The sequence below is a fragment of the Rugamonas sp. GW822-FHT03B10 genome, from assembly GCF_058801745.1.
The window spans coordinates 28,440-47,945 of sequence record NZ_JBXANP010000002.1 but is presented as its reverse complement, the minus strand read 5'-3'; the positions used below and the strand labels follow the sequence as shown (position 1 = coordinate 47,945).

20 protein-coding genes are annotated in these 19,506 nt (G+C 67.9%); 8 read left to right on the top strand and 12 right to left on the bottom strand.

The features are described 5' to 3' along the window. Positions 1–59: 59 nt before the first annotated feature. Genes paaY through paaA form a run of 11 tightly spaced genes read right to left on the bottom strand, consistent with a single transcriptional unit; the run spans position 60 to position 9,917 of the window. Positions 60–674 carry a phenylacetic acid degradation protein PaaY gene (gene paaY / locus AC1RQG_RS03430; RefSeq protein WP_493128341.1) on the bottom strand — a complete coding sequence of 205 codons (615 nt, stop codon included), beginning with the start codon at positions 672–674 and terminating at the stop codon, positions 60–62. A gap of 16 nt (positions 675–690) precedes the next feature. Continuing rightward, positions 691–1,896, bottom strand: coding sequence for a 3-oxoadipyl-CoA thiolase (gene pcaF, locus AC1RQG_RS03425; RefSeq protein ID WP_493128339.1), 1,206 nt, complete (start codon positions 1,894–1,896; stop codon positions 691–693). A 47-nt stretch (positions 1,897–1,943) separates the two neighbouring features. Then, positions 1,944–3,266 carry a phenylacetate--CoA ligase PaaK gene (gene paaK, locus AC1RQG_RS03420; protein WP_493128336.1) on the bottom strand — a complete coding sequence of 441 codons (1,323 nt, stop codon included), beginning with the start codon at positions 3,264–3,266 and terminating at the stop codon, positions 1,944–1,946. A 51-nt stretch (positions 3,267–3,317) separates the two neighbouring features. Further along, positions 3,318–3,836 (bottom strand): hydroxyphenylacetyl-CoA thioesterase PaaI, encoded by a 519-nt coding sequence (paaI, locus tag AC1RQG_RS03415; protein ID WP_493128333.1) that lies wholly within the window; start codon positions 3,834–3,836, stop codon positions 3,318–3,320. Beyond that, positions 3,829–5,382, bottom strand: a complete 1,554-nt coding sequence (gene paaH / locus AC1RQG_RS03410; RefSeq protein WP_493128331.1) for a 3-hydroxyacyl-CoA dehydrogenase PaaH — start codon at positions 5,380–5,382, stop codon at positions 3,829–3,831. Before paaH ends, paaI begins: the two co-directional genes overlap by 8 nt. Before the next feature lie 2 nt (positions 5,383–5,384). Further along, positions 5,385–6,176, bottom strand: coding sequence for a 2-(1,2-epoxy-1,2-dihydrophenyl)acetyl-CoA isomerase PaaG (gene paaG / locus AC1RQG_RS03405; protein ID WP_493128329.1), 792 nt, complete (start codon positions 6,174–6,176; stop codon positions 5,385–5,387). A 32-nt stretch (positions 6,177–6,208) separates the two neighbouring features. Further along, complete coding sequence (gene paaE / locus AC1RQG_RS03400; RefSeq protein ID WP_493128327.1) at positions 6,209–7,288, bottom strand: 1,2-phenylacetyl-CoA epoxidase subunit PaaE; 1,080 nt, start codon at positions 7,286–7,288, stop codon at positions 6,209–6,211. Positions 7,289–7,293: 5 nt separating this feature from the next. After that, the gene (gene paaD, locus AC1RQG_RS03395) at positions 7,294–7,839 is read right to left on the bottom strand and encodes a 1,2-phenylacetyl-CoA epoxidase subunit PaaD (RefSeq protein ID WP_493128324.1); all 546 of its coding nucleotides are present in this window, start codon (positions 7,837–7,839) and stop codon (positions 7,294–7,296) included. Positions 7,840–7,847: 8 nt separating this feature from the next. Next, positions 7,848–8,603 carry a 1,2-phenylacetyl-CoA epoxidase subunit PaaC gene (gene paaC / locus AC1RQG_RS03390; RefSeq protein WP_493128322.1) on the bottom strand — a complete coding sequence of 252 codons (756 nt, stop codon included), beginning with the start codon at positions 8,601–8,603 and terminating at the stop codon, positions 7,848–7,850. 15 nt (positions 8,604–8,618) lie between these two features. Continuing rightward, the gene (paaB, locus tag AC1RQG_RS03385; RefSeq protein ID WP_493128320.1) at positions 8,619–8,903 is read right to left on the bottom strand and encodes a 1,2-phenylacetyl-CoA epoxidase subunit PaaB; all 285 of its coding nucleotides are present in this window, start codon (positions 8,901–8,903) and stop codon (positions 8,619–8,621) included. A gap of 24 nt (positions 8,904–8,927) precedes the next feature. After that, the gene (gene paaA, locus AC1RQG_RS03380; protein WP_493128318.1) at positions 8,928–9,917 is read right to left on the bottom strand and encodes a 1,2-phenylacetyl-CoA epoxidase subunit PaaA; all 990 of its coding nucleotides are present in this window, start codon (positions 9,915–9,917) and stop codon (positions 8,928–8,930) included. Positions 9,918–10,105: 188 nt separating this feature from the next. Here paaA and paaX point away from each other — a divergent pair, with 188 nt between their 5' ends. The 3 genes from paaX (at position 10,106) to AC1RQG_RS03365 (ending at position 12,903) form a co-directional block, all read left to right on the top strand. Beyond that, positions 10,106–11,035: a phenylacetic acid degradation operon negative regulatory protein PaaX gene (paaX, locus tag AC1RQG_RS03375; RefSeq protein ID WP_493128316.1), complete on the top strand. Its 930-nt coding sequence runs from the start codon at positions 10,106–10,108 to the stop codon at positions 11,033–11,035. 343 nt (positions 11,036–11,378) lie between these two features. Further along, the gene (locus tag AC1RQG_RS03370; protein ID WP_493128314.1) at positions 11,379–12,023 is read left to right on the top strand and encodes a TetR/AcrR family transcriptional regulator; all 645 of its coding nucleotides are present in this window, start codon (positions 11,379–11,381) and stop codon (positions 12,021–12,023) included. A gap of 4 nt (positions 12,024–12,027) precedes the next feature. Further along, positions 12,028–12,903 (top strand): alpha/beta hydrolase family protein, encoded by an 876-nt coding sequence (locus AC1RQG_RS03365; RefSeq protein WP_493128312.1) that lies wholly within the window; start codon positions 12,028–12,030, stop codon positions 12,901–12,903. Here the strand turns inward: AC1RQG_RS03365 and AC1RQG_RS03360 are convergent. Continuing rightward, the gene (locus AC1RQG_RS03360) at positions 12,884–13,969 is read right to left on the bottom strand and encodes a TRAP transporter substrate-binding protein (protein WP_493128310.1); all 1,086 of its coding nucleotides are present in this window, start codon (positions 13,967–13,969) and stop codon (positions 12,884–12,886) included. The two genes, AC1RQG_RS03365 and AC1RQG_RS03360, sit on opposite strands and share 20 nt — an antisense overlap. 187 nt (positions 13,970–14,156) lie before the next feature. Here AC1RQG_RS03360 and AC1RQG_RS03355 point away from each other — a divergent pair, with 187 nt between their 5' ends. The 5 genes from AC1RQG_RS03355 to AC1RQG_RS03335 all read left to right on the top strand — a co-directional run bounded on the left by AC1RQG_RS03355 (position 14,157) and on the right by AC1RQG_RS03335 (position 19,504). Further along, positions 14,157–15,284: a M14 family metallopeptidase gene (locus AC1RQG_RS03355; RefSeq protein ID WP_493128308.1), complete on the top strand. Its 1,128-nt coding sequence runs from the start codon at positions 14,157–14,159 to the stop codon at positions 15,282–15,284. Between the two features lie 195 nt (positions 15,285–15,479). Next, complete coding sequence (locus AC1RQG_RS03350) at positions 15,480–16,688, top strand: cytochrome-c peroxidase (RefSeq protein ID WP_493128306.1); 1,209 nt, start codon at positions 15,480–15,482, stop codon at positions 16,686–16,688. 22 nt (positions 16,689–16,710) lie between these two features. Further along, a complete protein-coding gene (locus AC1RQG_RS03345) occupies positions 16,711–18,120 on the top strand; it encodes a hypothetical protein (RefSeq protein ID WP_493128304.1) in 1,410 nt (469 codons plus the stop codon). Between the two features lie 14 nt (positions 18,121–18,134). Beyond that, the gene (locus AC1RQG_RS03340; RefSeq protein WP_493128302.1) at positions 18,135–18,668 is read left to right on the top strand and encodes an FMN-binding protein; all 534 of its coding nucleotides are present in this window, start codon (positions 18,135–18,137) and stop codon (positions 18,666–18,668) included. Beyond that, a complete protein-coding gene (locus AC1RQG_RS03335) occupies positions 18,665–19,504 on the top strand; it encodes an FAD:protein FMN transferase (protein WP_493128300.1) in 840 nt (279 codons plus the stop codon). The genes AC1RQG_RS03340 and AC1RQG_RS03335 overlap by 4 nt, the downstream gene beginning before the upstream one ends. Positions 19,505–19,506 lie beyond the last annotated feature (2 nt).

The following is a 19,506-nucleotide window of genomic DNA, read 5'->3' as shown; positions in this document are numbered from 1 at the left end:
CTCCGTTCGATTCTTTATCCGACCGGCGCGTGGCGGCCGGCGCATGTTTGCTTGTTACGTCATTCAGGTGTGGCGTTCTTGTGCAGGTGCAGCGGCAGCGAGGTTTCCCATTCGATGCGCGGGCGGTCCGGCTCCACCTCCGTCAGCGCCTCCACCTCGCGCATGGTCTGCATCGAGCGCACGGCCAGCTCCTGGTATTGGGCCGTGCCCTCGCTCTTCCAGCGGATCTCGTCGTCGCTCAGCGTGCGCAGCACGCGCGCGGGCGAACCGACGGCCATGCTGCGCGGCGGGATCACCATGCCGGCCTTGACGAAGGCCATGGCGGCGACGATGCTGTCGGCGCCCACTTCGGCCTTGTCCATCACCACCGCGTTCATGCCCACCAGCGCGTTGCGGCCGATGCGGCAGCCATGCAGCACGGCGCCGTGGCCGATGTGGCCATCGCGCTCGACCACCGTGTCGCAGCCGGGGAAGCCGTGCATGACGCAGGTGTCCTGCAGGTTGGCGCCCTCCTCCAGAATCAGGCGGCCGAAGTCGCCGCGCAGCGCCGCCAGCGGGCCGATGTAGCAGCGCGGGCCGACCACCACGTCGCCGATCAGCACCGCGCTCGGATGGACGTAGGCGGTCGGATGCACGACCGGCGTGACGCCGTTGATTTGATAGACCTTGACCATGCCGTCGCTCCTTTCCTTACACGCGCTCGATGATGAGGGCGATGCCCTGGCCCACGCCGATGCACATGGTGCACAGGCCATAGCGTCCGCCCGTGCGTTCCAGCTGGTTCAGCGCCGCCAGCACCAGCCGCGCGCCGGACGCGCCCAGCGGGTGGCCGATGGCGATGGCGCCGCCGTTGGGGTTCACGTGCGGCGCGTCGTCGGCCAGGCCCAGGTCGCGCGTGACGGCCAGGCCCTGGGCGGCGAACGCCTCGTTCAGTTCGATCACGTCCATCTGCGCCAGCGTGAGCCCGGTCTGCGCCAGCACCTTCTTCGAGGCCGGCGACGGGCCGAAGCCCATGATGCGCGGCGCCAGGCCGGCCGTGGCCATGCCCACCACGCGGGCGCGCTTCTTCAGGCCGTACTGCTGGGCGGCGGCGGCCGACGCCAGCAGGATGGCGCAGGCGCCATCGTTCACGCCCGACGCGTTGCCGGCGGTGACGCTACCGTCCGGCGTGACCACGCCCTTCAATTTCGCCAGCATCTCCAGCGTGGTCTCCGGACGCGGATGCTCGTCCGTGTCCACCACCCTCGGTTCGCCTTTCTTCTGGTGCAGCGTGACGGGCACGATCTCGTCGCGGAACACGCCGGCCGCGTGGGCGGCGGCCCAGCGCTGCTGGCTGCGCACGGCGAACGCGTCCTGGTCGGCGCGGCTGATGTTGAACTCCGTGGCCACGTTCTCGGCCGTCTCCGGCATGCTATCGATGCCGTAGCGCGCCTTCATCACCGGGTTGACGAAGCGCCAGCCGATGGTGGTGTCCTCGATCTTCGCCGCGCGCGAGAACGCGCTGTCGGCCTTGCCCATCACGAACGGGGCGCGCGTCATGCTCTCCACGCCGCCGGCGATCACCAGCTTCGCTTCGCCGGCCTTGATGGCGCGCGCGGCGATGCCCACCGCGTCCAGGCTGGAGCCGCACAGGCGGTTGATGGTGTTGGCCGGCACCTCGACCGGCAGGCCGGCCAGCAGCGCGGCCATGCGGCCGACGTTGCGGTTGTCCTCGCCGGCGCCGTTGGCGCAGCCGTAGTAGACGTCGTCCACGGCGGCCCAGTCCACGCCGGGGTTGCGCGCCATCAGGGCGGCGATGGGCAGCGCGGCCAGGTCGTCGGCGCGCACGCCGGCCAGGGCGCCGCCGTAGCGGCCGAAGGGGGTGCGGATGGCGTCACAGATGAAGGCGTCGTTCACGTAGGCTCCTCGTTGGGATGGTTCAATTCAGGATTTCGGTCGGGGTTTCAAGACTTGGGGCGCTTGTCGACCACGCGCTTGGCCTTGCCCGTCAGCGTGCGTTCGATACTGTTGGCCGCCAACAGGCGCACCTTGGTGCTCACGCCCACGTAGGTCTTGATGTGGTGTTCCAGTTCGCGCGACAGGGCTTCCGTCTCGAACTCGGTCAGGCGGCCCGACACCTCGGGACGCAGCTCGCCGATCACGTCCAGCTTGTCCAGGTGGCCTTCGCGCGAGACGACCAGCTGGTACACCGGCGCCAGCTTGGGCATCCTCAGCACCAGCTCCTCGATCTGGCTGGGGAACACGTTCACGCCACGGATGATCAGCATGTCGTCCGAGCGGCCCGTGATCTTGCCGATGCGGCGCATGGCGCGCGAGGTGGGCGGCAGCAGGCGCGTGAGGTCACGGGTGCGGTAGCGGATCACGGGCAGCGCCTCCTTGGTCAGCGACGTGAACACCAGCTCGCCCTCGCTGCCGTCGGGCAGCACCTCGCCCGTTTCCGGGTCGATGATCTCGGGGTAGAAATGGTCCTCCCAGATCACGGGGCCGTCCTTGCTCTCGATGCACTCGCTGGCCACGCCCGGCCCCATCACCTCGGACAGGCCGTAGATGTCGACCGCGTCGATGCCGGCGCGGCGTTCGATCTCGGCGCGCATGGCGTCGGTCCACGGCTCGGCGCCGAAGATGCCGACCTTGAGCGAGCTGGCCGCCGCGTCCAGGCCCTGGCGCTGGAATTCCTCGACGATGTTGAGCATGTACGACGGCGTGACCATGATGATGGACGGCTTGAAGTCCTGGATCAGCTGCACCTGCTTCTCCGTCTGCCCGCCCGACATGGGCACCACCGTGCAGCCGAGCCGCTCGGCGCCGTAGTGCGCGCCCAGGCCGCCCGTGAACAGGCCGTAGCCGTAGGCGATGTGCACCATGTCGCCGCGCCGGCCGCCGGCCGCGCGGATCGAGCGCGCCACCACGTTGGCCCAGGTGTCGATGTCGTTCTGGGTGTAGCCCACCACGGTCGGCTTGCCGGTGGTGCCGCTGGACGCGTGCACGCGCACCACCTGCTCGCGCGGCACGGCGAACATGCCGAACGGGTAGTTGTCGCGCAGCTCCTTCTTGCCCGTGAACGGGAAGCGGGCCAGGTCGGCCAGCGACTTCAGGTCGTCCGGATGCACGCCGGCCGCGTCGAACGCGGCGCGGTAGTGCGGCACGTTGTCGTAGGCGTGGCGCAGCGACCATTGCAGCCGTTGCAGCTGCAGCGCCTGCAGTTCATCCTTGCTGGCGCGTTCGATGGGCTCCAGATCGTCCGGGCCGGGAATACGAGTTACCATTGCTCTCTCCTTGCGGGCGCCGAAGCGCCCGGTGCTGCGATGCGAGGCGGATCAGACGAGGGACGGGGGCGGCGGCATCACCTCGCCGCTCACGCGGTGCGACTTGCCGCGCATGAGCGCGAGCACGCGCCCGCCCTGGTCGCTGACCCGGATGTCGTAGACCCCGCTCTTGCCGGCCAGCGCCTGCTCCACCGCTTCCGCGGTCAGCACGTCGCCCAGCCGGCCGGGGGCCAGGTACTCAATCGTGCAGCCGGCACCCACCGTGTTTTGGTTGTGGCTGTTGCACGCGAACGCGAAGGCGCTGTCGGCCAACGCGAAAATGAAGCCGCCGTGGCAGGTCTGGTGCCCGTTCAGCATGTCTTCCCGCACCGGCATGCGCATGCGCGCGTAGCCGGGACGGATGGAATCGAGGGTCATGCCCAGCGCCTGGCTGGCGCGGTCGCGCGCGTACATGGCGGCGCCGGCCGCCTCGGCCAGCGCCTGCGCCTGCTCGGGTGTCAGCGCGGGCCGGTGGGCGTGGGCGTCCTTGTGCGCGTCCTGGTGGACTTCCTTGTTGGCGATGTTATGCATGGATGGGGGCTCCCGAAGCTTGACGGCGGCGCAGCAGCGGCGAGACGCGGTAGCGGTCCTCGCCGTAGCCCTGGGTCAGGTGATGCAGCACCGCGACCACATGGTCCACGCCCACGGCGTCGGCCCAGGCCAGCGGGCCGCGCGGATAGTTGACGCCCTTCTGCATGGCGATGTCGGCCGCCTGCGCGCTGCACACGCCCTGCTGCACGGCGTCGGCCGCCTCGTTGGCCAGCATGGCGACGGTGCGCATCACGGCCAGTCCCGGCACGTCGTCGAGCCGGGTGACGGTGAAGCCGGCCGCCTGGAACAGGCCGACGACGGCGTTGAACGCGGCCGGGTCGCACTGGTCGGCGCGGGCCACGGCGATGCGCGTGGCCGTGGCGTAATCCAGCGCCAGATCGAACAGCACCGTGTTGGCGTGCTGGTTGTCGCGCGCGCGGGCGGTGGCCGTGCGGCCGTCGGTCAGGTAGACGGCGGCGCCGTTGCAGTGGAAGACGGGCGCTTCGCCGCTCGCATGGCCCTCGGGCGCATGGCGCAGCGGCACCTCGATGCCGCGCGCGCGCAGGCGCGCCGCCAGCGCTTCGACCATGGGGCCATGGGCGCCCGGCGCCATCTCGACATGGACCTGGGCGGGGCAAGGCTGCGGCGCTTCGCAACGGGGCCGCGGCGCCGCCGCGTCCTCGCCGTACGGGTAGCAGCCACGGCCCGATTTGCGGCCCAGGAAGCCGGCGTTGACCAGTTCCTGCTGCTGCACGGACGGCGTGAAGCGCGGGTCGTTGAAATAGGCCGCGAACACGGACTGGGTGACGGAGAAGTTCACGTCGTGGCCGATCAGGTCCATCAGCTCGAAAGGCCCCATGCGGAAGCCGCCCGCCTCGCGCAGCACGGCGTCGATGGTGGCCGCGTCGGCGGCCTGCTCGTTCAGCAAACGCCAGCCCTCGGCGTAGAACGGCCGCGCCACCCGGTTGACGATGAAGCCCGGCGTGGATTTGGCGTGCACGGGGCTCTTGCCCCAGGCGGCGGCCGTGTCGAACACGGTGGCCGCCACGGCGGCGTCGGTGGCCAGGCCGCTCACCACCTCCACCAGCGCCATCAGCGGCACCGGATTGAAGAAGTGCATGCCCACCAGCCGTTGCGGCGCGCGCAGCGGCGCACCGATGGCCGTGACGGAGATGGACGAGGTGTTGGTGGCCAGGATGCAGTCGTCGCCGACGACGGATTCCAGCTCCGTGAACAGGGCGCGCTTGGCGTCCAGATTCTCCACGATGGCTTCCACCACCAGGCCGGCGTCGGCCACGTCGGCCAGCGTGGCGGCGGCTTGCAGGCGCGCGCCGGCGGCGGCCGCGTCGACCGCGCTCATGCGCTCCTTGGCCACCAGCTTGTTGAACATGCCGATGACGCCGGCGATGGCCTTGGCCACCACCTCCGGCCGGGCGTCGTACAGCTTGACGGTGTAGCCGGCGGCGGCCGCCACCTGGGCGATGCCGCTGCCCATGGCGCCGCTGCCGATCACGGCCACCACGCGCGAAGTCGGGAGCGCGGCCATGCTCATTGCCCCTTGAATTGCGGCGCGCGCTTGGCCATGAAGGCGGCCACGCCTTCGCGGTAGTCGTCGCTGTTACCGAGTTCGCTCATCATGCCGCATTCGAGCGTGAGCTGCTGCTGCAGGGTGTTGGCCGGGCTGGCGTACAGGGCCTGCTTGGTGAACGCCAGGCCCTTGGTCGGCGCGCTGGCGAAGTGCTTGGCCATGGCGGCCGTCTGCTGCGCCAATTCCTCGTCGGGCACGCATTTCCAGATCAGGCCCCAGGCTTCGGCCTGTTCGGCGCTGAGCTTCTCGCCCAGCATGGCCATGCCCATGGCGCGCGCCGTGCCCACCAGCCGTGGCAGGAAGTAGGTGCCGCCCGTGTCGGGGATCAGGCCCAGTTTGCAGAACACCTCCACGAAGCTGGCCGATTTGGCGGCCAGCACGATGTCGCAGGCCAGCGCCAGGTTGGCGCCGGCGCCGGCCGCCACGCCGTTCACGGCGCAGATCACGGGCATGGGCAGCGCGCGCAGCGACAGCACCAGCGGCGCGTAGTTCTTCTCCACCGAGTCGCCCAGGTCGACGCCGCGCGCGCCCGGTTCCACGGCGCGGTCGGCCAGATCCTGTCCGGCGCAGAAGCCGCGCCCGGCGCCCGTGAGCACGAACACGCGCACGCTCTTGTCGCCCTGCACGCGGTGGATGGCGTGCTTGACCTCGTCGTGCATGGCCTGGGTGAAGCTATTGAGCTTGTCCGGGCGGTTCAGGGTGAGCTGGGCTATGCCGTCGGTGATCTCGAACAGGATGTTTTCGTAGTTCATGGCGTCTCGTAGGGTTGTCCGGTTGATGTGGATTATTCAGCCTGGTCGAAATCGACCACCAGCTTGTCCGTCACGGGGAAGCTCTGGCAGCTCAGCACGAAACCACGGGCGATCTCGTAATCCTCGAGCGCGTAGTTGACGTCCATGTCCACCTTGCCATCGACCACCTTGCAGCGGCAGGTCGAGCACACCCCGCCCTTGCACGAGTAGCGCATGTCGATGCCGGCCCGCAGGCCCGCGTCCAGCACGGACTCCTTGTCCTTGTCCATGGTGAAGGTGGTGTGGTTGCCGTCCATGATGACCGTCACTTCCGTCTCGTGGCGGGCCAGCGCAGGATCGAGCGCGCGCTTCTGGTGCTGGTGCTTGGGGATGCTGGCCGCGAACAGCTCGATCTTGATCTGCGACTTGGCCATGCCCGCTTCCTGCAACGCCTCGGACACACCATGCATCATGTCCTCCGGGCCGCAGATGAAGGCCACGTCGTAGTCCTTGATATCGATCCAGTGCTGCAGGAACTGCTGGCACTTTTCCTTGGTGATGCGGCCGTTGAACAGGTCGATGTCCTGCTGCTCGCGGCTCATCACGTAGGCCAGGTTCAGGCGGTCGAGGTACTGGTCCTTGAGGTCCGTCAGCTCCTCCTTGAAGATCACGGACGAGGAGGCGCGGTTGCCGTAGAACAGCGTGAAGCTGCTGTGCGGCTCGGCCAGCAAGGTGGTCTTGATGATGGACAGGATGGGCGTGATGCCGCTGCCGGCCGCGAAGGCCACATAACGGCGCCGGCTCTGCGCGTCGAGCGGCACGTTGAAGTGGCCCATGGGCGGCATCACCTCCAGCGTGGCGCCGGCCTTGAGCGTGTCGTTGGCCCAGCCCGAGAACAGGCCGCCGGCCGTGCGCTTGATGGCCACGCGCAGCGCGCCGTCCTGCACCGCCGAGCAGATCGAATACGAGCGGCGCACGTCCTCGCCGTCGATGTGGGTGCGCAGCGTGAGGTGCTGGCCCTGCTGGAACGCGAAGCTCTCGCGCAGTTCCGGCGGCACGGCGAAGGTGACGGCGATGGTGTCGCGCGTTTCATTGCGCACCTGCGAGACGGTCAACGGATAGAATTTGCTCATGGTGGTCAGTGGCACTTGAAGTAGTCGAAAGGCTCGCGGCAATCGAGGCATTTGTAGAGCGCCTTGCAGGGCGTGGAGCCGAACTGGCTGGTGAGTTCCGTATGGGTTGAGCCGCACTGCGGACAGGCGACGACCGGTTGCGCGCCCAGTCCCGGCAAGGCGCCGCGCTGCACGGCGTTGCGGTCGCGCAGGCCGCTGATGTCGATCGCCTGCTGGGCCGGCGGGGCGATGCCGTAGCCGCGCAGCTTGGCCTTGCCCGATTCGCTCATCCAGTCCGTGGTCCAGGCGGGCGTGAGCTGGGTGTGCAGCCGCACGTCGGCCACGCCGCGCGCGCGCAGGGCCTCCGTGACGGCGTCCGCGATCACCTGCATGGCCGGGCAGCCGGAGTACGTGGGCGTGATGGTGACGGTGCAGGCGCCGTCCGCCGCCACGTCGACGGCGCGCACGATGCCCAGGTCCACCACCGAGATCACGGGGATCTCGGGGTCGGCCACCTCGGCCAGCCAGGCCCAAACCTGTTCGGCGGTGACGGCGGCGGCTTGCATGGCCATCACCTTCGTCACCATTCCGCGCCGGGATAGGCGCGCTGCAGGAACTGCATCTCGGCCAGCAGGTAGCCCAGGTGTTCGCTGTGCACGCCCTGCTTGCCGCCCTTTTGCATCCACGCGTCCGGCGACGGCATGACCAGCGTGGCCTCGGCGAAGATGGCGGCCACGTGTTCCAGCCACTGGGTCCGCAGCGGCGCGGCGGCCGGCGCCACGCCGGCGTCCACCATGGCCTGGTCGACGGCGTCGTAGTTGAACATCTCGCCCGTGTACATCCACAGCGCGTCGGCCGCGGCCTGCACCTTGGCGTGGCTCTCGGGCGTGCCGTCGCCCATGCGCACCACCAGGTCGCCGCTGCGGCGCAGGTGGTAGGTCACTTCCTTGAGCGACTTCTCGGCGATGCCGGCGATGCGCGCGTCGGACGACTTGGTCAGCGCGCCGATCAGGAAGTAGTGCCAGGTGTCGAAGAAGAACTGGCGCATCATGGTGTCGGCGTAGTTGCCGTTGCGCTGCTCCACCAGCAGGCAGTTGCGGAACTGGTGCGCGTCGCGGTGGAAGGCGAGGCGGTCCTCGTCGCGGCCTTCGCCTTCCAGCTCGCCCGCGTAGCTGTACCACAGGCGGGTCTGGCCCAGCAGGTCGAGCGAGACGTTGGTGAGCGCCATGTCCTCCTCCAGCGCCGGCCCTTTGCCGCACAATTCGGAGATGCGCTGGCTCAGCACGAGGGCGTTGTCGCCCAGGCGCAGCAGATAGTCGAACTTGTTGTGATCCACGGTGCGCGCTCCCGCTTACAGGTTCTTGACTTCTTCCGGCATCGGGAAGAAGGTTGGATGGCGGTACACCTTGCTGTTGGACGGCTCGAACAGGGCACCCTTGTCGGACGGGCTGCTGGCCACGATGTCGGCCGCGCGCACCACCCAGATGCTGACGCCCTCGTTGCGGCGGGTGTAGACGTCGCGCGCGTTATTGATCGCCATTTCGGCGTCCGGTGCGTGCAGGCTGCCCACATGCTTGTGCGCCAGACCGTGCTGGCTGCGGATGAACACTTCCCACAATGGCCATTCTTTGCTCATGCGATTCTCCTCGTTTTATCGTTTTCAGGCGGCAGCCTTGGCGGCGGCGTGCTTGTCGGCGTAGGCCGTGAGCGCGTCGCGGAACCACTGGCCTTCCTCGTAGGCCTTGACGCGGGTGGCCAGGCGTTCGCGGTTGCAGGGGCCGTTGCCCTTAAGGACCGCGTGGAACTCGCTCCAGTCGATCTCGCCGAATTCGTAGTGGCCCGTTTCGGCGTTGAACTTTAGCTTGGGGTCGGGGATGGTCAGGCCCAGGTACTCGGCCTGGGGCACGGTCTGGTCCACCATGCGCTGGCGCAGCTCGTCGTTGGAGAACAGCTTGATGCGCCACTGGGCCGATTGCGCGCTGTTGACCGATTCCGCGTCCGACGGGCCGAACATCATCAGCGACGGCCACCACCAGCGGTTCAGCGCATCCTGCGCCATGGCCTTCTGCTCCGGCGTGCCGCGCGACAGCGCCAGCATGATGTCGTAACCCTGGCGCGCGTGGAACGATTCCTCCTTGCAGACGCGGATCATGGCGCGCGAGTACGGGCCGTACGAGCAGCGGCACAGCGGGATCTGGTTGATGATGGCCGAGCCGTCCACCAGCCAGCCGATGGCGCCCATGTCGGCCCACGACAGCGTGGGGTAGTTGAAGATGCTCGAATATTTGGCCTTGCCCGCGTGCAGGGCGGCCAGCAGCTCGTCGCGCGAGACGCCCAGCGTCTCGGCCGCGCTGTACAGGTACAGGCCGTGGCCCGCCTCGTCCTGGATCTTGGCCAGCAGGATGGACTTGCGCTTGAGCGTGGGCGCGCGCGTGACCCAGTTCCCCTCCGGCAGCTGGCCCACGATCTCCGAGTGCGCGTGCTGCGAGATCTGGCGGATCAGCGTCTTGCGGTAGGCGTCCGGCATCCAGTCCTTGGCCTCGATCTTCACGCCCGCGTCGATCCGGTCCTGGAACGCGCGTTCTTCCGCGCTCATGTCATCCAGGTTGCGAACTTGCTTGAGCCCCGTTTCCACCATCTGTGCGTACATGATTGATCTCCAAGTGAGAAGAACGCATCATACGATACGAATTTTCGTTTGGCTACACGTTTTTTGAGTCATAACGAAATTTCGTATCTTGTCATAGGCAAGCATGAAAATAATGCTGCGCTCAAGCCGGGGCAAAGTAAACTGCTGCCTGATCTGATTCATTCAATCTGCGGAAACCGATTTTGCCCATGACAACAACGACGACTTGCGACGGCTGGATAGCCCACTTTCTGGCCACCGACCCACCGCGCTCCAAGTCGCTGGTGGTGACGATCTTCGGCGACGCCATCGTGCCGCACGGCGGCATGGTGTGGCTGGGCAGTCTGATCAACTTGCTCGAACCGTTCGGCGTGAACGACCGGCTGCTGCGCACCTCCGTATTCCGTCTGGCGCAGGAAGGCTGGCTGGGCGCGCAGCGCGACGGGCGCCGCAGCTCGTACGCGATTCCGGCCGACGCCATGGCCCGTTTCAGCAGCGCCTACCGCCGCATCTACGCGCCGCTGCAACTGCACTGGGACGGCAACTGGACCCTGCTGTTGAGCGCCGGCGGCAACATCACGCCGGCCGAACGCAGCACGCTGCGCAAGGAATTGTTGTGGCAAGGCTACAGCATGATCGCACCCGGCATCTTCGGCCACCCGGCCGCCGAGGCCGACGTGCTGGAAGCGTTGCTGGCCCGCGTGGGCGTGCAGGGCAAGCTGTATGTGTGCCGTGCCAGCACGCTGCCGCAGGTGAGTGCGCGGCCGCTGAGCGACATGGTGGCCGAGGGTTGGGATTTGTCGGACGTGGAAGCGGGCTACCAGAATTTCATGCGCCAGTTCGCGCCGCTGCTGGACTTGCTGCGCCAGCAACCAGCCATCACCACGGCGCAGGCCTTCGTCGTGCGCAGCCTGCTGATCCACGCTTATCGCCGCGTGCAACTGCACGATCCTCAACTGCCGGTGGAACTGCTGCCCGACCCGTGGCCGGGCGCCCAGGCTTACGAACTGGCGCGCGACATCTACCGGCTCGTGTTCGCGCCAGCCGAGGACTTCATCATGGCCACCCTGCGCCGCGAGGACGAGCGCGCGCCAGAGGCCGACGACAGCTTTTACCAGCGCTTCGGCGGGCTGCGCTAAGCCGCGCCACCGACGGCATACATGGGGTGGCGCGTTTTTTTCTGGTTTTTCTAAACCATCGGATTTCGCACTAATTCGCTCTGGATGCCACTATTCCGCTCTAATTTTGCCCGCTGACATTACTATTTCGTACTAAACCATACTAAAAGATCGCCCGTCGTTTAGTGCGTTTTAGTGCGTTTTAGAGTTGCCGCCAAAGTCATTTTAGTAAGCGATAGTATGATCTAGCGCGCTTCCGCATCAAATAGCGTCATCTAGAAAAAGCCCCTTCCAGAGAGTCCCACCCCACCTATACCCGCGCTCAGACTTGACTAGAATTAAATTCTAGAACAATATTCTAGCCATGAAAACAGCCGACACCACCATCCCGCTCGACCGAAAAAGCGCCATCCTGGCCGCCGCGCTGGCCGTGTTCGCCGAAAAAGGCATAGCAGCGGCCACCATCGACGACATCCGCCAGCGCAGCCAGGCCTCCGTGGGCAGCATCTACCACCACTTCGGCACCAAGGAAAACATCGCCGCCGCCCTGTTCGCGCAAGGGCTGGACGACTATTGGAACGGCTTGCTGGCCGGCGTGCGCGAAGCGGAAGACGCGCGCGCCGCCATCCACAACCTGCTGTCCACCCACCTGGACTGGATCGTGGCGCGGCCCGAACTGGCGCGCTTCCTGTTCGCCCGGCGGCAGGCCGTGAGTCCGGCCCACGACCAGGCCATCCGCGAGCTGACGGCCGGCCATTTCAAGACCATGCTGGCCCTGCTCAAACCGTGGTTCCAGCAAGGGATACTGCGCCGGCTGGCGCCCGAGTTGTACGCCCCGCTGCTGCTGGGCCCCGCGCAGGAACTGGCCCGCCACTGGCTGGGCGGCCGCCTGCTGCACGACCCGCGCAGCGCGATCGACGAACTGAGCGCCGCCGCCTGGCGCAGTCTGGCCACCGACGACGCATTGGCCGCCACCCTGCCCCGCCCCGCCCCGCCCACCAGGAGCTGAAGAAATGACCCGCACCCGCCACACCCTGCACGCCCACGACGGCCACCCGCTGACCGCCTATGCCTACGAACCGGCGCAGGCGCCGCGCGCCCATCTCGTGATCGGCCCGGCCATGGCCGTGCCCCAATCGTTCTACGCCGACTTCGCCACCTTCCTGGCGCAGCAAGGCTACCGGGTCTGGACCTTCGACTACCGGGGCATGGGCGAATCGCGGCACGGCGCGCGGCGCGCCTGCAAGGCCAACATCACGGATTGGGTCACGCTCGATTACGACGCCGTGCTGCACCATGCCAGCGCTGGGCGGGAGAAGGACGGCCTGCCGCTGTTCGTGCTCGGTCACAGCCTCGGTGGTCAGACGGTGCCGCTGCTGCCATCCATCGAGAAAGTGAGCGGCGTAATCAACATCGCCGTCGGCAGCGGCGCGCTGCGCCACAACCAGCCCGCCGTGCGGCGCAAGGCGCCCTTGTTATGGCACGTGTTCACGCCCCTGCTGTGCCCCGTGTTCGGCTACTTCCCCGGCACGCGCATCGGCGTGGTGGGCGACATACCGCGCCGCGTGATGTACCAGTGGCGCCACTGGTGCTTGCAGCCCGAGTACCTGCTGCAGGGCGAACCGGGCGCGCGCGAGGCGTACGCGCGCGTGCGCCAGCCCGTGCTGGGGCTGACGTTCAGCGACGATGAACTGCTGCTGGAATCAGGCTCGCGCATGCTGCACGAAGCCTACCGCGGCGCCCGGGTGGACTACCGCGAACTGAGTCCCGGCCAGTTCGGCTTGAAACGCATCGGCCACTTCGGCTTCTTCCGCCGCGAGCAGGAAGCCATCCTGTGGCCGCTGGTGAGCGACTGGCTGGAACAGCGCCTTACTTGCGTCCCATGCTGATCAGGTAGTTCTGCATGGTCGCTTCCGCCACCGAGGCCCACTGGTTCTGGTCCTGGCGGAAGCGCTTCCACGGCTCGTAGATCTTCTTGAACTTGGCGTTCTTGGCCGCCTCCTCCTCCATCACGTGCTGGGTGACTTTGTAGGCTTCGTCCATGATGTCCTTCGAGAATGTGTGCAGCTTGATGCCGGCCTTGAGCAGGCGCGCCAGCGCGGCCGGGTTCTTGGCGTCGTACTCGGCCTGCATCACCACGTGGCACTCGTAGCTGGCCGCCTCGATGGCCGCCTGGTATTCCTTGGGCAGCTTGTCCCACTCCTTGTGGTTGATGTAGAACGACAGCTGCGGCCCGGCCTCCCACCAGCCCGGCGCGTAGTAGTGCGGCGCCACGCGGGCCAGCCCCAGCTTCTCGTCATCGTACGGGCCGACCCACTCGGCCGCGTCGATGGTGCCCTTCTCCAGCGCCGCGTACAGGTCGCCGGCCGGGATCTGCTGCGGCACCACGCCCATGCGCTCCATCACGCGGCCGGCGAAACCGGCCACCCGCATCTTCAGGCCCTTCATGTCGGCCACCGAGCGGATCTCCTTGCGGTAGAAGCCGCCCATCTGGGTGCCCGTGTTACCGGCCATGAAATTGACGATGCCATATCCCTTGAAGAAGTCGCGCATCAGCTCACGGCCGCCGCCCTGGTCGAACCACGCCGTCTGCTGGCGCGAGGTGAGGCCGAACGGCACGGCGCAATCGAAGGCGAACGCCGGGTCCTTGCCGAAGTAGTAGTAGGACGGCGTGTGGCCCATCTCCACCGTCCCGGCCTGCACCGCGTCGAGCACCTGGAAGCCGGGCACGATCTCGCCGGCCGCGAAGGCGCGGATCACGAACTTGCCGCCGGTGAGCTCGGCCACCCGCTTGGTGAACTTGTCGCAGGCGCCGAAGATGGTGTCGAGCGTCTTGGGGAAGCTGGACGTCAGGCGCCAGCTGATGGCGGGCTGGCTTTGCGCCAGGGCCGGCGCGGACAGGGCGGCGGCGGTGGCGCCGGCGGCGGATTTGGTGAGGAAGGAACGACGCTGCATGAACTGGACTCCAAAATGATGGTTGCACTGGAACGACAAGCGGGCCGTTAAGTGTAGAGCCATCTTGCCAGAGGGGCAATCGCACACGCCCCGTTTGCGGCCTGCACGCGGCCAAAGCTTGTATCATTGCGACAATTGCGCCACAAGCGCAACGGACTTTCACTCTGAATTCAACAGGACACCTGCAATGCCTATCAAAATCAGCCATCAATTCGATGCCGGCGCGATCGACGTGCTGCGCGCGGACGACCCGTCCGCCATCGAGCTCAATATCCGCAAGGACTCGCACGCCGACATCACCCAGTGGTTCTTCTTCCGCGTGCAGGGCGCGCGCGAGACGGCGCTCACCATGCGCTTCCTGAACGCCGGCCAGAGCGCCTATCCGGACGGCTGGAAGGACTACGAGGCCGTGGCCAGCTACGACCGCGAAACGTGGTTCCGCGTGCCCACCAGCTTCGATGGCCAGGTGATGACGATCGACCACACGCCGACCCACGACAGCGTGTACTACGCCTATTTCGAGCCCTACTCGTGGGAGCGCCACCTGGCCCTGCTCGACTCGGCGCAGCTGTCGCCGCTGGTGCAGCTGGTGGACCTGGGCAGCACCGTCGATGGCCGCGACCTCAACATGCTGGTGATCGGCAATCCGGCCGCCGAGAAAAAAGTGTGGGTGATCGCGCGCCAGCACCCGGGCGAGACGATGGCCGAATGGTTCGTCGAAGGCATGGTGGAGGCGCTGCTGGACCCGGCCAACCCGTTCGGCCGCCAGTGCCTGACGGAGGCCGAATTCCACGTGGTGCCGAACATGAACCCGGACGGCGCGGTGCGCGGCAACCTGCGCACCAACGCGGCCGGCGCCAACCTCAATCGCGAGTGGATGACCCCGACCATGGCGCGCAGCCCGGAAGTGTTCCTGGTGCGCGAGAAGATGCACGAAGTGGGCTGCGACCTGTTCCTCGACGTGCACGGCGACGAAGGCCTGCCCTACGTGTTCGTGGCCGGCAGCGAATCGCTGCCCGAGTTCACGGCCGAGCAGGCGGCGGCCCAGCGGAAGTTCATCGCCGACTTCAAGACCGCCAGCCCCGACTTCCAGGACGAGCATGGCTACGGCGCCACGCCGTTCACGGCCGAGACGCTGACCATGGGCTCGCCCTACGTCACCCACGCCTTCGGCTGCCTGTCGCTGACGCTGGAGATGCCGTTCAAGGACAACGCCAACGACCCGGACCCCGAAGCCGGCTGGAGCGGCGCCCGCAGCGCCGAATTGGGCAAATCCATCCTGCAGCCGGTGCTGCAAGCACTGCGCGCGCAGTAATCCCCGCCGTAAGTTGACACCGTCACTCCCGCGCACGCGGGAATGACGGTCTTACGTTGGCGGCATCGGGAGCGCCCCCTCCATTCCTTTCCCAACCCGCATCAAATCAACACTACGCCATCCGGCGTATTGCCTTCAATCAAATCGCAAATTATAATCATTCTCATTTGCAGTTAAACCAACAACGCTCTTGCAATGCGAATGACACTTCCTGCGACCATGACGCGCCTGGCGGGCGCCGCCGTACTTCTGGCCCTGAGCGCCTGCGGCGGCTCCTCCTCCGGCAACGGCGACAGCCCCGCCCCCACGCCCACCGCCAGCCTGAGCGAACCGGCCCAGCTGGGCGCACTGATCTTCAGCGACCAGTCGCTGTCGGCCTCCGGCCGCCAGTCGTGCGCCAGCTGCCACAATCCGGCCAACGCCCACGGCCCCACCAGCGACCTGGCGGCGGAACTGGGCGGCCCGGACGGCACCACGCCCGGCTTCCGCGCCGCGCCCTCGCTGCGCTACCTGGAACGCACGCCGGCCTTCGCCTTCGCCAAGGACGGCACGCCCACGGGCGGCTTCGACCGCGACGGCCGCGCCCAGTCGCTGGCCGAGCAGGGCCAGCGCCCGTTCCTGGCGCCGCACGAGATGGCCAACGCCAGCGTGGCCGACGTCATCGCCCGCCTGAGGCAGACCCCGTACGCGGCCCGCTTCCGCCAGCAGTTCGGCGACACCATCCTCGACCAGCCCGAGCAGGCGTTCAGCCGCATGACCTACGCGCTGCAGCAGTTCCAGCTGGAAGACCCGTCGTTCCACCCCTACGATTCCAAGTACGACCTGTTCCTGGCCGGTCAAGTGAAACTGGCCGACGCCGAACTACGCGGCCTGGCCCTGTTCAACAACCCCACCAAGGGCAATTGCGCGGCCTGCCACACCAGCGCGCGCGGCGCGGACGGCGCGGCGCCCCTGTTCACCGACTTCACGTTCGACAACCTGGGCGTGCCGCGCAACCCGCGCCTGGCCGCCACCGCCGACCCGGCCTACTTCGACCTCGGCCTGTGCGGCCCGGACCGCACCGACCTGGCCGGGCGCGCCGACCTGTGCGGCGCCTTCAAGGTGCCCACGCTGCGCAACGTCGCCACCCGCAAGGTGTTCTTCCACAACGGCGCGTTCAGCAACCTGACCGACGTGGTGCGCTTCTACGTCACGCGCGACACCAATCCCGCGCTGTGGTATCCGGTCAACGCCGACGGCACGGTGGCGAAGTTCAACGACCTGCCGCCCCAGTACCGCGCCAACGTCAACGTGACGGAAGTGCCATACAACCGCCAGCCCGGCATGGCGCCCGCGCTGTCGCCGGCCGAAATCGACGACCTGGTGCAGTTCCTCGGCACCCTGACCGACGGCTACAAGAATTAACCTGCAGACCCCGAGAGAGCACATGATGAGCAAAATGATGAACAACATGATGAACAAGCGCGTGATCGCCACGGCCCTCGCGGCCGCCTTCCTGAGCGCACCGCTGGCCGCCACGGCCGGCGAAGCGGAACTGATGCAGCGCATCGAAAAGATGGCCGCCGAACTGGAACAACTGAAGGCCGAACTGCGCGCCAGCGTCAAGAAGACGGAAGCCGTCGAGCAGCGCCAGCAAGCCATGGCCGCCGCGCCAGCAGCGCCAGCAGCGCCGGCCGCCCCCGCGGCACCTGGCGCTCCGGCGGCCCCCGCAGCCCCCGCAGCCCCCGCCGCTCCTGCCGCCCCGGCCGCGCCTGCGGCGGCCTGGCAGGTCGCCGCCTCCGCGCCGGCCACCATCGTCACCGGCTATGGCGAGATCAACTACAACCGCCCCACCAAGGACGCCAGCGCCGCCCAGGCCGACGTGCGCCGCGCCGTGATCGGCATCACCCACCGCTTCGACGACAAGACCAAGATGGTCTCCGAGTTCGAATGGGAGCACGCCGTCGTGTCGGCCGACGACAAGGGCGAGAGCGAAGTCGAACAGCTGTACATCGAACGCGAATTCGGCAACGGCCTGCGCGGCAAGGCCGGCCTGTTCCTGATCCCATCGGGTCTGCTCAACACCAACCACGAACCGACCGCCTACTTCGGCGTCGAGCGCAACTTCGTCGAGACGGCCATCATCCCGTCCACCTGGCGCGAAGTGGGCGTGGGCCTGTCGGGCGACACGGCCGCCGGCCTGACCTGGGACACCGGCATCACCACCGGCTTCGACCTGGGCAAGTGGGACGCCACCTCGGAAGAAGGCCGCGAATCGCCGCTGGGCGCCATCCACCAGGAAGGCCAGCAAGCCAAGTCGCGCGACCTGAGCGTGCACGCGGCCCTGAACTGGCGCGGCGTGCCGGGCCTGCTGGTGGGCGGCTCCGTCTTCACCGGCAAGGCCGGCCACAAAGCGGCCGGTTTCGCCGGCCAGGACGCCCGCGTCACCATGTATGACCTGCACACGCGCTACACGCCGGGCCACTGGGACCTGTCGGCCCTGTACGCGCGCGGCCAGATCAGCAACACCGAAGCGCTGAACGCCACGCTGGTGGGCAGCCCGACCCCGGTGCCGAGCAGCTTCGCCGGCTGGTACCTGCAGGCGGCCTACCAGTTGCTCAAGTCGGGCGACTACGTGCTGAGCCCCTTCGCGCGCTATGAGCAGTTCAACACGGCCAAGGCCTACGCGGCCCTGCCGCAGGGCCTGGACGTGGCCACCGGCACCGACGAGAAGGTGGCCACCGTGGGCGCCAACCTGAAAGTGGGCGAAGGCGTGGTGCTGAAGGCCGACTACCAGAAATTCCGCGAAGACAAGACCCGCGACCGCCTGAACCTGGGCGTGGGCTTCTCGTACTGATCGCCGGGCCGGCCATGCGCTACCTCGCCCTGATCCCGCTGGCGGCCGGTGCCGCCTGTGCGCCCGCCTTCGCCACCCAGTACCTGGACGTGGCGCAGGCGCAAAAGCTGATGTTCGCGGACGCCACCGGCTTCCGCGAACAGAACCTGGCGCTCACCCTGCCGCAGATGCAGCAGGTGGAAAAGCTGGCCGGCCTGCCGGCCCGCTCCGTGAACTGGCGCGTGTTCGGCGCCTACAAGGGCGACGCCCTGCTCGGCTTCATGGTGCTCGACGACGTGGTCGGCAAGTTCGAGCTGATCTCGTACGCCGTCGGCCTCAATCCGGACGCCACCATCCGCCAGGTGGAGATCCTGGCCTACCGCGAAAGCCACGGCGGCGAAATCCGCACCCCGGCCTGGCGCCGCCAGTTCGTGGGCAAGGCGGCGCCGGCCGGGCTGGCCATCGGCGACGGCATCGCCAACATCAGCGGCGCCACGCTGTCGTGCACCCACCTGACCGATGGCGTGCGGCGCATCGCCGCCATCGCCCAGGTGGCGCTGAAAAAATGATGCGGCGCGCCCAGCCCTGGCTGGGAACCATGGTGGAGATCACCGTGGCCGACGCCGGCCCGGCGCCGGACGCGCAGCAAGCGCTCACGCAGGCCATCACGCAAGCGTTCGCGCAGGTGGCGCTGGTCCACCGTCTGATGAGCTTCCACGACGGCGCCAGCGACGTGGCCCGCCTCAACCTGGCCTGGGCCAGCGAAACCATCGCCGTCCATCCCCACACCTGGCAGGTGCTGCACCTGGCCCAGCAAGTGGCCGACCAGTCGGACGGCATCTTCAACATCGCCTGCGCGCCGCGCCTGGTGGACTGGGACTGCCTGCCCGCGCCCCTGCCCGACCTGCCGGCCTACCGCCCCGGCGTGACGGTGCTGCGCTGCGAGGCCAACCACATGGTGCGCAAAGCGGCGCCGGGCTGGGTCGACTTGGGCGGCATCGCCAAGGGCTACGCCGTGGACCTGGCCATCGAGGCGCTGCGCGGGGCCGGCGTGCGCAACGCCTGCGTCAACGCCGGCGGCGACTTGCGCGCCATCGGCGACGCGCCATGGCCGGTGGCGATCCGCGATCCGCGCGCGCCGGGGCGGGCGGGCGCGCGCGTGACCATCACCAACGAGGCGCTGGCCACCTCCGCCAACTATTTCACGGCGCGCCGCCACGCGGGGCGCGACATCAGCGCCCTCGTCGACGGACGCGACGGCACGCCGATCACGGACGGCGCCAGCGTCACCGTGCGCGCCGCCAGCTGCGCCGTGGCCGACGCGCTGACCAAGGTGGTGCTGGCCAGCGGCGATACCGACCACCCGGCCCTGCGCGCCATGGGCGCCACAGCGCTTATAATCTAGCC

Bases quoted from the DNA above. Each gene is read 5' to 3' on its own strand.
- paaX (WP_493128316.1), top strand. From the start codon at position 10,106: ATGACAACAACGACGACTTGCGACGGCTGGATAGCCCACTTTCTGGCC.
- AC1RQG_RS03350 (WP_493128306.1), top strand. From the start codon at position 15,480: ATGCGAATGACACTTCCTGCGACCATGACGCGCCTGGCGGGCGCCGCC.
- paaA (WP_493128318.1), bottom strand. From the start codon at position 9,917: ATGTACGCACAGATGGTGGAAACGGGGCTCAAGCAAGTTCGCAACCTG.
- AC1RQG_RS03355 (WP_493128308.1), top strand. From the start codon at position 14,157: ATGCCTATCAAAATCAGCCATCAATTCGATGCCGGCGCGATCGACGTG.
- paaD (WP_493128324.1), bottom strand. From the start codon at position 7,839: ATGGCCATGCAAGCCGCCGCCGTCACCGCCGAACAGGTTTGGGCCTGG.
- AC1RQG_RS03370 (WP_493128314.1), top strand. From the start codon at position 11,379: ATGAAAACAGCCGACACCACCATCCCGCTCGACCGAAAAAGCGCCATC.
- AC1RQG_RS03360 (WP_493128310.1), bottom strand. From the start codon at position 13,969: ATGCAGCGTCGTTCCTTCCTCACCAAATCCGCCGCCGGCGCCACCGCC.
- AC1RQG_RS03340 (WP_493128302.1), top strand. From the start codon at position 18,135: ATGCGCTACCTCGCCCTGATCCCGCTGGCGGCCGGTGCCGCCTGTGCG.
- paaK (WP_493128336.1), bottom strand. From the start codon at position 3,266: ATGGTAACTCGTATTCCCGGCCCGGACGATCTGGAGCCCATCGAACGC.
- paaI (WP_493128333.1), bottom strand. From the start codon at position 3,836: ATGCATAACATCGCCAACAAGGAAGTCCACCAGGACGCGCACAAGGAC.
- AC1RQG_RS03345 (WP_493128304.1), top strand. From the start codon at position 16,711: ATGATGAGCAAAATGATGAACAACATGATGAACAAGCGCGTGATCGCC.
- paaB (WP_493128320.1), bottom strand. From the start codon at position 8,903: ATGAGCAAAGAATGGCCATTGTGGGAAGTGTTCATCCGCAGCCAGCAC.
- paaG (WP_493128329.1), bottom strand. From the start codon at position 6,176: ATGAACTACGAAAACATCCTGTTCGAGATCACCGACGGCATAGCCCAG.
- AC1RQG_RS03365 (WP_493128312.1), top strand. From the start codon at position 12,028: ATGACCCGCACCCGCCACACCCTGCACGCCCACGACGGCCACCCGCTG.
- paaH (WP_493128331.1), bottom strand. From the start codon at position 5,382: ATGGCCGCGCTCCCGACTTCGCGCGTGGTGGCCGTGATCGGCAGCGGC.
- AC1RQG_RS03335 (WP_493128300.1), top strand. From the start codon at position 18,665: ATGATGCGGCGCGCCCAGCCCTGGCTGGGAACCATGGTGGAGATCACC.
- paaY (WP_493128341.1), bottom strand. From the start codon at position 674: ATGGTCAAGGTCTATCAAATCAACGGCGTCACGCCGGTCGTGCATCCG.
- paaE (WP_493128327.1), bottom strand. From the start codon at position 7,288: ATGAGCAAATTCTATCCGTTGACCGTCTCGCAGGTGCGCAATGAAACG.